Origin of the sequence: Colwellia psychrerythraea, assembly GCF_000764225.1 — a bacterium.
Taxonomy (GTDB): Bacteria; Pseudomonadota; Gammaproteobacteria; order Enterobacterales; family Alteromonadaceae; genus Colwellia; species Colwellia psychrerythraea_D.
Genome location: NZ_JQED01000024.1, coordinates 103,850 through 117,424, shown reverse-complemented (window position 1 = coordinate 117,424; position 13,575 = coordinate 103,850). Strand labels below are relative to the sequence as shown.

8 protein-coding genes are annotated in these 13,575 nt (G+C 40.7%); all 8 read left to right on the top strand.

What is annotated here, in order from left to right:
* On the top strand, positions 1–2,519 hold a 2,519-nt coding region (locus ND2E_RS23090; RefSeq protein WP_033093898.1), incomplete at its 5' end, for a hypothetical protein.
* Positions 2,520–2,521: 2 nt separating this feature from the next.
* Positions 2,522–5,281 (top strand): hypothetical protein, encoded by a 2,760-nt coding sequence (locus tag ND2E_RS10725; protein WP_033093897.1) that lies wholly within the window; start codon positions 2,522–2,524, stop codon positions 5,279–5,281.
* Positions 5,282–5,289: 8 nt separating this feature from the next.
* Positions 5,290–5,901 carry a hypothetical protein gene (locus ND2E_RS10730; RefSeq protein ID WP_033093896.1) on the top strand — a complete coding sequence of 204 codons (612 nt, stop codon included), beginning with the start codon at positions 5,290–5,292 and terminating at the stop codon, positions 5,899–5,901.
* A 7-nt stretch (positions 5,902–5,908) separates the two neighbouring features.
* Positions 5,909–6,136: a hypothetical protein gene (locus tag ND2E_RS10735; protein WP_052056534.1), complete on the top strand. Its 228-nt coding sequence runs from the start codon at positions 5,909–5,911 to the stop codon at positions 6,134–6,136.
* Positions 6,137–6,440: 304 nt separating this feature from the next.
* Entirely contained in the window at positions 6,441–7,973 is a 1,533-nt protein-coding gene (gene sbcD / locus ND2E_RS10740) for an exonuclease subunit SbcD (protein ID WP_033093895.1), read from the top strand.
* Positions 7,970–11,863, top strand: a complete 3,894-nt coding sequence (locus ND2E_RS10745) for an SbcC/MukB-like Walker B domain-containing protein (protein WP_033093894.1) — start codon at positions 7,970–7,972, stop codon at positions 11,861–11,863. Before sbcD ends, ND2E_RS10745 begins: the two co-directional genes overlap by 4 nt.
* A gap of 26 nt (positions 11,864–11,889) precedes the next feature.
* Positions 11,890–12,789, top strand: a complete 900-nt coding sequence (locus tag ND2E_RS10750) for a DMT family transporter (RefSeq protein ID WP_033093893.1) — start codon at positions 11,890–11,892, stop codon at positions 12,787–12,789.
* Positions 12,790–12,968: 179 nt separating this feature from the next.
* Positions 12,969–13,472, top strand: a complete 504-nt coding sequence (locus ND2E_RS10755) for an FKBP-type peptidyl-prolyl cis-trans isomerase (protein ID WP_033093892.1) — start codon at positions 12,969–12,971, stop codon at positions 13,470–13,472.
* Positions 13,473–13,575 lie beyond the last annotated feature (103 nt).

Sequence of the window (13,575 nt, the reverse complement as noted above, 5' to 3'; positions counted from 1 at the left end):
CCGCTGAAAAGTCGATTAAGATAAATGGCGTGCCTGTTGGCACCTATCAAGTTGTCGTTGCGGCAATAAACCGATTAAACAGCCGTGTATTTCAAGTAAGAACAATTACGTTCACTAAAGAGTCAGCCACTATTTTAGATGAAGCTGGCTGGGAAGAGATACCTGAAAGTGGCGCTGATGTTACCGACTATGAAGGGATTGCTAATGATATTGCCAATGCTACGAATAACTTAGGCAAATCAAATTTTACAAGTGAAGTGACCGCACTGCTTGAGCAAGTTGAAAGTATTCCCACTGAAGAAACATTACCTGTTTTACTAGATGGCATTGTCGAAGATATTAAGGCGCAAGAGTTAGCGTTAAATAACGTTAAATTAGATGAAACCAACATTGCCGCGTTGCAAGCGACTTACCAGCAATTAGGCATGGACTTGCTCAGCTCACAAGGTGATACCAATAGCGCGTTTATCGCTATGGTTGAAAAGCTGAGCGACACCGACCAATTTGTTTTAGATATTAACGAACAGCTAGGGCAAATATTAGTAGAGGGCGGCAAGGTCAGTTATGAGCAGTTTACTAACTATAAATTGCTCGTTGATACCTTAAACGGCAGCTTAACCAGCATTATTAACCAGGTCACTAATAGTAATAGCGGTTTGTCTGCGGCGCATAGCAAAATTGACCAAAACATAAATGATATTAGTTTATTGCTTGGCAATACTGATATAACCGATTTACTGACTAAAACCACACAAGTCTCGGTAAACCTAGACAGACTTAGCAATACGTTAACCGAACAAAGTTTTGCCGCTCAGTTTGACGATTGGGCCACGTTTCAACAAACATTAAGTAATGATTTTCAGCTAACCGATTTATTAGAGCGCAATATTGATTTAGCGTTAGTGCAAGAAAAAATAACCAGTGATGTAAACGAAGTACAAGCCGAAGCTAGCAGCACTAAAAAGCTAGTGGCCGCTTTTGAGCAATCACTAAGTAGCCTAGCCACGAATGAAAATGTGTTATCTACTGCCAGAGAAACCAAGGCAACGCTTACCCGCGAGTTAAACAGTAAAATATCAGACGAAGCCAGCACAAGAGATAGCGCTATTTCGTCTATTGAACAAACTGTTGCAAATGAAAGTGAAACCCGCGCCACGGCATTATCTAGCCTTAACTCAGCGATAGAAGACGAAACCACGGCCAGAAACAGCGCTATTGATACCGTCAATCAAACTATTACCAATGAAAAGCAAACTACGGCCACAGCATTAGCTAATCTTATCTCAGCGATTGAAGATGAAACTATAACCAGAAACAGTGCTATTGATACGGTTAATCAAACCATTAGCGATGAGAAGCAAACCACCGCCACGGCATTAGCTAACCTTATCTCAGCGATTGAAGACGAAAACACGGCAAGAAACAGTGCGATTAATACTGTTAATCAAACTATTACCGATGAAAAGCAAACCACGGCCACGGCATTAACTAACCTTATCTCAGCGATTGAAGACGAAGCCACTACCAGAAACAGTGAAATAACCGCGACTAACCAAACGGTAGCAAGTAAAGCCAGCACCACCGCACTATCTAACCTTGCCGCTCGTGTTAGTTCAGAAGAAACCAAGAGTGCCGCCGCCATACTAACGATGAATGCGCAAAGTGATGATATCGGTGATTTAGAGGCGCAAGTTTTCTTAGGGGTAAATATTAACGGCAAAGTGACGGGTATTTATATGTCCGGTGATACGAGCCAAAGCATTATCGACATCATGGGCGATAAAATACAATTTACTAACCCGATAACGAATAATGTTGATTTTCGCTGGTCAGCGGCACAAAGAAGCTTTGCTTTTCAGGGCAGCATTAACTTAATCGGCGCAACACATATGCGGCTATCAAGTGCCAACGCCTTTGGCTCAAGCAATCAATTTATTGAATGGTTTGGCCCTAAGTTACTAAATGGCAGCGGCGACCCTGATTTTACCAAAATCAAAGAGTCTAACGCTATTAGCTTTTTAAAGGCCGATGGTTCGGCGTATTTTGGTGGCGCTATTGTCTCAGGAACGCTAAATAACAGCTTGGCTACCTCGTCATTATCAACAACAGCGATAGTCGACTTAGGCTCGTTTGGCAGCAATGGCGGCTCTATTGCTATCGCCTGTTCAGTAACGTTAAGTAGTCAATATAACTATTTTTCAGCAACAGCCCCCACAGTCCCGCCAATCCCTTATTGTTCAATTCGATTAGAGGAATATGTTGGAGGTTCTTGGGTGGCTCGCCAGACGATGAGCTACACAGGCACAGGGACAATATCAGGCTCAGAGTATGAGCGAGAATCAAAAAAATGGCGCGCGGTAAAGCACCAGAATTTAGGTGGGTCGTTTACTTACACAGACAACAAAAAAACGACTGCGAGTCGTCGCTACCGATTAAGAATGACTAGCCGCTCAGGATTGCTTACCACCTCGTCTTATTCGCCAACACAACGTTTATCTATTACTACTTCAGAGGGTTAAAAATGACGATTACTTACATAAAGGCGACAGCGGCAACGCTGGCTAATAACAGTAAAACAATTACCGTAACGGGGGAGCATGTTGATTTTTCTAAAGCTAATGATTATTTAGTGGCGTTAGACAATGGCTTATATGTTTTACCCGTTGCCAGTGGTACGGCCCCTGATGAGAACGGCGATTCAACGCTAACCTTAGTCGAAACATGGGCTGGTGCAACGCTCAGTAATAAAGGGTTGTTTATTTTCCCTACCTTTGCAAAAATTTACGAGTCAGTACAAGCCATGACTTCATTAAATGATGTTACACGCGGCATATTAACTAAGTTAAAAGACTTATTAACCGCTACTACCCCAACATTAGATATTGCTGTGGGCCAAACTACCAGCATTGAAACCGTACCGTATGGTTACTTAACTAACCAGGTAACCGCGCTTATTAGTCAATTAAACGGCTTGACGGGGTCAGTGCAAGCGATGACTAAATCTGAGCTTTTAACTTTAGCAGCGCAAAATGTACTTAGTGGCTTCGCTGAGTGGGGTAAGTCTCAACAACACAATCCTATAGCCTCAGTTAATGAAGGTATGTGGGCAGCATACACGTCACCGAACACAATCCGAATGGGCCGTTCTTTTGAAGATAAGTCAGGTGTATCTATTAGCGACTACCCTATAGTTATGGCGAATGGGGTGGAACATCATATTAATCTAGTGGGTCAGGGATGTGACCCAATATACAATAATATTGTAATTAACTTCCCACCAGCACCAGATGGGTTAGATAAATCAGACGGTACGGGGCGCTTTGTGGATTTGGCCGCGGCAATTGTAGCAGGCGGCACATCTCTTAGCGCGAGCATTTTATCAAGAAAAGATTTTGCTTTTATAGAGCCATTCCATGAAAAAATTAGCGACAAGGACATAGTATACCCGTTAGGCAACGTTCAATACGGTAAATCAACTTGGAAGGGTGTTGCACTAAGTAATACACGAGTAGACCAACGTTATTCTGCTTTAGGTGAATGGGATGCAGTAACCAGAGGCCATGGTGTTACTTGGTCAACTTTAACTGATGAACAGAAAGCTTTGTTTGTGCAAGACCATAAGAACAAAATATACAGTGACGATGGTGAGTTGGTGCAAGCTCGCTATCGTATTCGTGTGGTTGCGGGTCTGGGTGATGCTTGGCAATCTGTAGGGATTGAAGCAACAAATACACCTGTAAGATATTCACCAAGCAAAAGGGTAAAACCGCAAGGAAAACAGGTTTCAATATTAGGTGGTGACTTATCTGATTATGGTTATTTAGCTGGTGAGCGGCATTACGGCTGGTTTGTTGGTAAAGGCAGTTCAGAAAGGAAGTATACCACAGAAAAACAAGGCTCTATCTTAGGGCTATACTCAGCGCTATCAACTAATAGCGCTGGCACAAGTCTTGGCGCACTTAATGGGGATGATTTTTACGGACATAACGGTGAATGTCATTTAATACCTATCGCACTTGTTCAACGAAGAAATCAAGGAGGATATCATAAGCATTTAAACAAATTTGGCACTAAACCTTACCGTTTTTCTTCGGTTAACCCATCATTCACGGGAGGGTGGCATGTAGCAGGTGTTAACATGCAAAGTACGTCTGATTGTTTCGACTTAAAAAACCAAGTAGACGCTTCAGCTGGGGATTTCGGGCCATCTGATTATGGCGGGAATGTTGGGACATCATCAGGCCGTAAAGATGGAAAGTTCTACGATGCTATAGACTCAAGCGATGTATTCGATTTACGCATGTCTAGCCGTAAACAGCCTGTTGAAGAGTTACATTATAATTATAAGCGTAAAGCAATATCTGGTGAGTTGCGGGGATTCGAGGGGGTGCCTTTCACTAGGTTTTACATTACGAGTTTAGATGACACAGGCACTGGCTCCAAAATCAGTATTGCTGGCTCAGGTATTGCTTCTAAGTACAGCCCTAATACAACAGTCTATCTACTTAGGGGGAATGTAATCGAGCCTTATACGACTAGTGACTCTGTATCTGGTGATGATGCTTTCTACGTAACTGTCAATGTTACCGCTAGGGAAGAAATTACTGGGGTCGTACTGATAGAAAAACAAATCCATCAACAGGCTAGCCCTACTTGGACTAATATCATTGGTGAAATCTCGCATATAGTGGCTTTATTTACTACGTCTGATTCAAAATTTTACGGTGCAGAAGGTCTTGAGGGAGAATGGATCCCTGTTATCTCTGATGGTACTTACCATTCATTCCCTTATAGTCGAAAAGTATTATCTGCGACTGTTGATAATACCTGGAGCGATGATGACGGTGTTACATTTAGTACAGGTGGGTCTACAGTTGATAAACTCAATCATGTTTACTCAAATTTCACTGCAAATAGGGTTAGGTTTTCTTTCTATGAAACCCAAGCGCACTTTACACAAAATACAACAGGTATTACTCAGTTAACCGACTGGTCACCCGTTTATGCCACCAATAATAATGCTGATGCAATTTTAACAAGTTCATTAAGTAGTCAAATTGCAACAGGCACCGACCCAAGCGAAGAATTAGCCATAACTAAAACTGCCAGCGATGTTATTAGCCATACTCCAGAAACGCTAACACCTGTTGTTAAGTACTCTACTGCTATTGGCGTAAAAGATAGTGTCGCGTATTTACTATTTAACTGCGACGATGCAGGTGTTATTGATGGGTCAAACATTAGAGCAACCGCTTTACCTTATTTCATTAACGAGCTTTAGGAATCAAAATGGACTTATCTTATTTTTATCAAAAGAATGCTGATGGCAGCACCTTATTTGATGCTAACCAAAAACCATTGCTTCGAAAGCAAATAACAAAAACCTTAGAAGCGTTACAAGCGCAAATAGCGCAAAATGCAAAGGTAGAAACGATTGATCGCTTTTGTGCAGGAGTCATTGAATTAAGGCAGTGGCACTGGCTAGCTGATTACAATGAACACATAGCAATACTTGAATTTAACGCTAATTTACCTGTTGTCGCTGTAGCCGAAAACGGTGACGATGTTTTCGCCGAACCAAAAGACTTACCAGATGAGCCAATCCGACCAGCTTTGCTAACAGTTGATGAATTTAAGTCAGCAAACAAGGCTTTGTTTGATTCATATAATAAAAAGCAAGGGGTTAAAATAAACGGTTATCAAGTCAGCTTAAATAAAGATAATTCAGACGGTTTAGTCAGTATTAAGGCGGGTTATGAATTAGCGGGTGACGATATATTTCCGACTAACTTTATTGCTGATAATGCTAGCGGTACGGTATCAATAAGGCTTGATAACTTTGCTGAATTCTCTAACTTTGCTTTGCAGTTTTTAGCTGCAAGGAATGCGCTTTTTAATTAGGTGATTTATGAAAAATGAAAAAAGTTATATTTTACGATTATTAATAGCAGTTGATCAGTTATTTAACGTATTACTGCTCAATGGAAATGAAGACCACACAATAAGCGGTAGAGTCGGTTACCGTGCTAAGAAAACAAATAAATGGTACTGGCTCTCATTAGAGAAAATCATCAATACACTATTTTGGTTTGATAAGAATCATTGTCGAAACTCTATAGAGTGGGATGAGGTTTAAGCGTTATTTAAAAGGTGTTTAACCAAGATTAAACACCTTTTAAAATTAATCCCTATATGTAAGCAGAGCTATTCAGTAAAAAGAGCAAACAACAGTTCTCAATATTAGCGGTTTATTCTCATTATAAGTGAGCCAGCGTGAGAGGTGGGGTTCTCAATCTTAGCGGGTTCATTTCTCATTTTTTTCGCGCGGCTACAGTTGAAGCTAACTTCTACAACAGATTAAATATCCGTTACTACACTTAGTTTACCTGTTCAGGTAAACTAATGAATAATTCTCCATTGCACAGTCTCTTACCGTTTTTATGCGCATTATTCATACCTCAGATTGGCATCTTGGCCAATATTTTTACGGCAAAAGCCGCGCCAATGAGCATCAACAATTTCTTAGCTGGTTATTAACACAAGTTGCTCAACATAACATTGATGCGATTATTGTCGCAGGTGACATATTTGATACCTCAACACCGCCAAGTTATGCTCGAGAAATGTATTTTGATTTTATCGCGAGATTACAAGGAAGCAATTGCCAACTTATTGTCTTAGCTGGTAATCATGACTCTGTGGCTATGTTGTCTGAGTCTCAAACGGTTCTGGCAAGTTTGTCTACTCGTGTCATTACCCAGGTAATACCCGCATCACTTAGTGATGGTGAACTTGATGAGAAGACTCTGTCAAAACAGGTATTTCCCTTACAGGATGCTGGTGGCAAAACCACTGCCATCATTTGTGCTATTCCTTTTGTTCGTCCCCGTGATGTGATCAAAAGCCGAGCAGGGCAGTCGGCCAGTGATAAGCAGCAGAGTTTGCAACAAGCGATTAGCGATCATTATCAGTATTTATATCAACAGGCACGCAAGCAAGCTGACGCGTATGAAAAAGCTGAGGGCATTGCGGTCCCCATTATAGCAACCGGCCATCTAACGGCGCTAGGCGTTTCAATAAGTGACAGTAAAAGTGACTCTGTTAGAGATATTTATATTGGATCGTTAGAAGCCTTTCCAGCCAGTGCTTTTCCTCCGGCAGATTACATAGCGCTTGGCCATATTCATAGAGCACAGCAGGTGGCGAAATCAGAGCATATTCGCTATTGTGGCTCGCCTATTGCGTTAAGTTTTGATGAAGCCAAGCAAGATAAACGTGTGTTGATGGTGGAGTTTACGTCGGGAAAACTTAGCCAAGTAGAAGATGTAATTGTGCCGTGTTTTCAACCGTTATACATGGTGAAAACATCGGTCGATGAACTTGAAGCTTCACTACAAGAAACACTGGTCGCTTTTGAAAAGCGCCAAGCAGCGGAAAATTTGCCTAAAGATATGAAAGCCTGGCTTGATATTGAAATTGATAATGGTGATCACTTAAGTGATTTATCGCAGCGGGTTAGTGAAATAGCCGTTAATATGCCTCTTGAAGTGTTATTGGTTCGACGTTGTAAAAAAGCGCGCCAACGACGACAAGCGCAATTATCACAGCAAGACAATAGCACCTTGAGTGAATTATCGTTAACGGAAGTCTTCGATTCACGCTTATCACAACTCGAGTGGCAAACAGATGAAGAAGTCGCTCGCAAAACACGCTTAACACAGCTATTTGCCGAGCTTTCGGTTGAATTATCCTTAAAGCGGAAACAAGCGACTGCTTTTTCGAATGAAAAAAGTGATACGAATAAAGGGCAAGAGACTAGTACCTCAGCGGAGAAAGAGGCAACAACGCAAAGCGTTTTAGCTGAAGAAGAGAGCACAAATGCTGACAAAGAACCTATTATCGCTGAAAAAGACAGTGTTAGCACCGAAAAAGACAGTATTACGCCTGAATCGTTAGAGCAATCAAATTTATGAGAATATTAAGTTTACGCTTTGAGAACATCAATTCACTCAAAGGCAGTTGGAAAATAGACTTTAGTGAAGCCCCTTTTGATAATAATAGTTTATTCGCGATTACTGGACCGACTGGCGCTGGTAAAACCACCATACTCGATGCCATTTGTTTAGCGCTATATCATGAAACGCCACGTTTAAGTGTCTCTAAGAAGCAAAATGAATTAATGACTCGCCACACAAGTCATTGCATGAGTGAGGTTGAATTTGAAGTTAAAGGCCAAGGGTATAGAGCTTTTTGGAGCCAAAAACGCGCCCGTAACAAACTTGATGGTAATTTATTAGAGCCTGTTGCAGAGTTAGCTAAACTTGATGGCACCATAGTGTCAGACAAACTTAGAACGGTTCGCAGTGATATAAGCGAATTAACTGGGCTTGATTTCTCACGTTTTACCAAATCTATGATGTTGTCTCAGGGCGATTTTGCTGCGTTTTTAAATGCCCGACCGGATGATCGTGCAGAATTATTAGAGCAACTTACCGGTACAGAAATATACGGTGATATATCTAAGCAGGTTTTTGATAATCATCGTAGTGCAAGCGTTGATTTAAAAATGCTACAAAGTAGAAGCGAGGGTGTCACCTTACTTGATGATGAACAAGTAAAGATGCTTGAACAACAGCTGATAGAAACAACTGAGCAAGAAAAAGCGCTAAATGCGCAACTACAAAAAGCGCAACAAGTTAAAGCTTGGTGCGCAAGCTTTTCAGCTAATGAACAAAACCAGCAAGCAGCGAAAACACAACTGCTTGAAATAGAAAAGAAAGAATTAGCTGCAAAAGAAGATCTCGATTTACTGTCCTTGTCGTCTTTAGCTGAGCCGATTAAAGCACCCTATGAAAAGATGGTGCATTATCGTGAGCAATTTCAGCAATCCTTACAACAAGTAACCAGTCAAACAGAGCAATTGGCGATACTTGAGCAAGATATTGTCGTGAGTGATGAAGCGCTAACGCTACTTAAAAATCGCCAGGGTGAGGCTGAAACACAACGTAAGATTATTGAGCAAGTATTACATGACAAAGTGCTGCCACTTGACCATAGCATTAGCCACCAACAAAACGCATTAACCGAATCAAAAAACACTATAGCTGCACAAAGCACAACACTTGGTGTGAATACTAAGGCGCTGATTGTCTTAGAAACAGAGCATCAAAAAGCAATAGAGACAGTTCAACAGCAACAAGCGTATTTATCGCAAGGGCAGGCGTTCGCGAAACTACCAGAAAAATTGCCGCTATGGAAAAACCAATACCAGCAGTTAAGTCAACTGCAAGCAAATGTTGTGGCATTAATCAACGAGCAAGATAACACTGAAAAAGCGTTATTAACCATACAAACTAGGCAGCAAGAGCAACAACTGCAGATCAGCCAAAGTGAAGGTGAATTAAAACAACTCAATAGCCATAGACAGCTAATGGCTGAAAAAACACAGCAATTGATACAAAATAGTCATGTCGCTCAAGCTATACTCTCGAACGTTGAAAAAAGTAATGATAAAAGTGATGGCACAGCCTCTGAGTTAACCAGCGGCATGCTCAACCAAGCGATCCTAGATCGCCAAAATCAACAACTCGCGCTAAAACAAGCACAACAGTTGGCACAGCGTTTTCATGTTCTTATTCAAGAACAACAGGTGTTATCTGCCCAGCAGAGCCAAGATAATCAACAGCTGGTCATCACTGGGCAAGATCTTGTACAACTTCGTCAACGTTATAGCGCTACGCAACAGCAGAAAAAAGATGTAGAAACCTTACTTGCTCAGCAGCAAACCATTATGGCGCTGAGTGAACATAGAGCAAAACTTCAGCCTGAAGAGTCTTGCCCCTTGTGTGGTTCAACAGATCACCCTGCGATTGATGAATATCAAGCACTTGATAGTGATGTACATCAACAGCGTTTAAGTCAATTAACACGTGAGCGAGCACAACTTGAAAAACAGGGTAAAGAGCTTAATAGCGTGCAAGCGAACTTAACTGCGCAACTTGAAATGCAGACAAATCGTTTGCAAGCCATAACAAGCGAACAAAGCAGTATAGAGCAAAATTGGCAATCGCTTGATATTAATCAGAACGTTTTATTAAACCAGAATGAGCAGTCACTTTCATTACAAAATGGTGATGTTGAGCAGTTAATTAATCATCAATTAACCCTAGTATTTGGCCAGCTTGAAGAGTTGCTTTTATTGCAGAGCTCCTTGCAAGAAAACAGTCAAGAGCAACAGCAAAATAATGAGCAAATTAGCCAAGGTGAAAAGCAGTTGTCGACGCTGTTTAATCAGCTACAACTATTACAAGAACAAGACAAAAATCAACAAGATTCAAAAGATAAATTTAGCGAAGATTTACGCCTGCAACAGCAAACGTTTTTGACACTAAATACTCAGTTATCAACAGACATTGTAACGACTGAAATTACACTGCCATTGAATGGCAATAATGAGCAAGAGAATGAACAAAGACTGCAACAAGAAAAAGCACAGAAGCTAGACATATGTATTGATGATAATTGGCTTGAATTATTGACGACTCAGAGCGCTGACTATCAGCAAACTGTAACGACACATCAAGCAGCTAAAACTCAACTTGATAGTCTGGTAAACGACCTAGGCCTGTTAAATCAGCAAGTTGTTCAGCAGCAAAATCAAGTTAACCAGATGCAAAGCCAATTAGCGCAACAAGAGAGCGAGTTATCGCAGACTGTAGCGTTACGCGTTACTAGTTTTGTTGAACTAGGTGTTACCGATAAATATATGCAAGACTCTGTTTTATTAAAAGAAAGTGTCAATAGTCAACGAGAGTTGAGTGAGGCTGAGTTTACTGCAGCTGAGCAGCAGCATAATGCAAAAAAATCAACTCAACAGCTTTATAAAGGGCAATTAACCACGTCGAAATCTTTATTGGATAGTGTCATTCCGAAAAATGACAAGGCAGATAAAGACTGGTTAGCATTACTTTCCGACAGTGTGTTTCCTGATGAAGAGCAGTTTTTATTAGCACTGTTGAGCGCAGAGAAAAAACAGAATTTAACTCAGCTTGCTAATGACATTGATGACAGTAAAAAACAAGCAAAAATTTTGCTGGAACAAAGTGAAAAAGTAGCGCTTGAATTGAGTGTTCAAAGGGGTCAGTTGAGTGAAGAAGGAGTTGTCGATTTTGTTGAAAGTTCAGTGTCAGAATCCTTGGTGAATTTGTCCGATTTGTTGAAACAATGTCAGCAAAATACTGGACAGTTTAGCCAACAAATCAAACAGGATAATAGTAACAGAAGTCGACAGAAAATCTTGTTAGAAGAAATTAAATTAGCAAAAGATTCTTTGGATGATCTTAGCCACCTTAATGAGTTGATTGGCTCAGCCACAGGCGCAAAATTTAGAAAGTTTGCCCAAGGTTTAACCTTGGCTAATTTAGTCCATCTTGCCAATGCACAATTAGAACGTCTCTTTGGTCGATATCAGCTTCAATGTCAACAAAATAATAGCTTAGCATTAGAAGTGCTCGATACTTGGCAGGGGGATACTGCACGTGATATTAAAACCTTATCAGGCGGTGAAAGCTTCTTAATAAGTTTAGCGTTGGCGTTAGCACTGTCAGATTTAGTCAGTAATAAAACCAGTATCGACTCTCTTTTTCTCGATGAAGGTTTTGGCACTTTGGATAATAACACCCTTGAGGTTGCTCTTGATGCACTCGATAACCTAAATGCGAGTGGTAAAATGATTGGTGTGATCAGTCACGTTGATGCCTTAAAAGAACGCATTGGCGTGCAAATTAAAGTGAAAAAACTTAGCGGGCTTGGAGTTAGCAGCTTAGATAAACAATATGAATTTCATGCTGAGAGCTTTAGCTAAAAATATTTAGGTATAAGGATACATTTTTGGACGTTTGGATTTATTTCACTTTACTCGCCGCAACAATGCAGGCTGTAAGAACCGCAGGACAAAAGCAATTATCGGGTAAGCTCAATTCAATGGCCACTACCGGGGTGCGTTATTTCTTTGCCTTACCCTTTGCATGGGCCTACTTGTGGTGGATGCTTGATTTTAGACAAGTCGTCGTACCAGAGCTTAATAATGATTTTTTACAATATGCTTTAATCGCTTGTGTGATGCAAATATGGGGTACTGCCTGTTTAGTTGCTGCGTTTCGTTACCGTAACTTTGCTGTCGCTACTAGCTTAGCTAAAACCGAAGCGATCCAAGTGGCGATAGTCGGCGCTTTGGTTTTTGGCGCGACATTGTCTGGTTTAGGTTGGTTTAGTGTTGTCATCGGTGTTGTAGGTGTCTTTTTAGTGTCTAAAGTGCGCTTTAACTTAAGAGATATTTTGGCTGACTCCCAAGGACTTATTGGCATGGGTTACGGTTTAGCGGCAGGCCTTGGCTTAGCGATAACAACTTTACTTATTCGAGAGTCAAGTTTAGCGCTAAATACCGATTTGATGGTTAGTGCTGCAGTCACTTTGGTATTTATGATCACCGTGCAATCACTTATTTCACTCATTTACGTGTATCTTCAAGATAAGTCACAATTATCTCTTATGCTCAAGCACTGGCGATTATGCTTATTTGTGGGCATTACTAGTGTATTAGGCTCAATAGGTTGGTTTACTGGCGCGAGTTATCAAAATGCGGCCTATGTAAAGGCATTGGGACAAGTGGAGTTTTTTATTACTTTAGCGTTAACTTATCGCGTGTTTAAAGAAACGATTACCGTAAAAGAGTATCTAGGTATGTTTTTGATTGTATTAAGTGTCGTTATCTTACTACTCTGGTCGTAAAGTAGGCTCATAAGCACAGGGTGTCAAATTGACTTGATTACTCAGTCAAGCAAGGTACACTGCTCACCATAATATTAAATATTATTTTTACACCGCAAGTATTTAATTTAAGTTTCAATTCAAGTTCTACCTTGAGTATTCGCTTAAATATTAACAAAAGTATTAGAGAAGAGATTACTATGAAAATTGCTGATAAAACCGTTGCCCACTTTCATTACACCCTTAAAAATGAAGCGGGTGAAGAAATAGAATCATCAGACGGTCATGAGCCTTTAGCTTATTTACATGGCGCTAACAATACCTTACCAGGTTTGGAAAAAGCGTTAGCCGGTAAAGAAAGAGGTGAAAAATTTTCGGTAACTTTACAACCGGAAGAAGCTTACGGTGAATATCAGGAAGGCTTAGAGCAACGTGTACCAGTTAAGCACTTACAGGGTTTAGTGAGCAAAAATGCTAAATGGAAAAAAGGCATGACTGCGGCAGTGCAAACGGATGCAGGCCAACGTCAAGTTACCGTAGTGAAAGTGGGTAAGTTCATGGTTACTGTTGATATTAACCCACCATTAGCAGGTAAAGTGTTGACCTTTGATATTGAAATCGTAGATGTGCGTGAAGCGACTGAAGAAGAAGTAACACACGGACATGTGCACAGCGCCGATAGTAGCTGTGGTCACGACCACTAGTCGAGATTCGATATTAATTAGTCGTTGTTACGGCTGAATAAAGACTAAATAAAAAGCACTCAGTAGTTTAAGCTATTGAGTGCTTTTTTGATTTTAATAGCTC

Bases quoted from the DNA above. Each gene is read 5' to 3' on its own strand.
- ND2E_RS10745 (WP_033093894.1), top strand. From the start codon at position 7,970: ATGAGAATATTAAGTTTACGCTTTGAGAACATCAATTCACTCAAAGGC.
- ND2E_RS10755 (WP_033093892.1), top strand. From the start codon at position 12,969: ATGAAAATTGCTGATAAAACCGTTGCCCACTTTCATTACACCCTTAAA.
- ND2E_RS10725 (WP_033093897.1), top strand. From the start codon at position 2,522: ATGACGATTACTTACATAAAGGCGACAGCGGCAACGCTGGCTAATAAC.
- ND2E_RS10735 (WP_052056534.1), top strand. From the start codon at position 5,909: ATGAAAAATGAAAAAAGTTATATTTTACGATTATTAATAGCAGTTGAT.
- sbcD (WP_033093895.1), top strand. From the start codon at position 6,441: ATGCGCATTATTCATACCTCAGATTGGCATCTTGGCCAATATTTTTAC.
- ND2E_RS10730 (WP_033093896.1), top strand. From the start codon at position 5,290: ATGGACTTATCTTATTTTTATCAAAAGAATGCTGATGGCAGCACCTTA.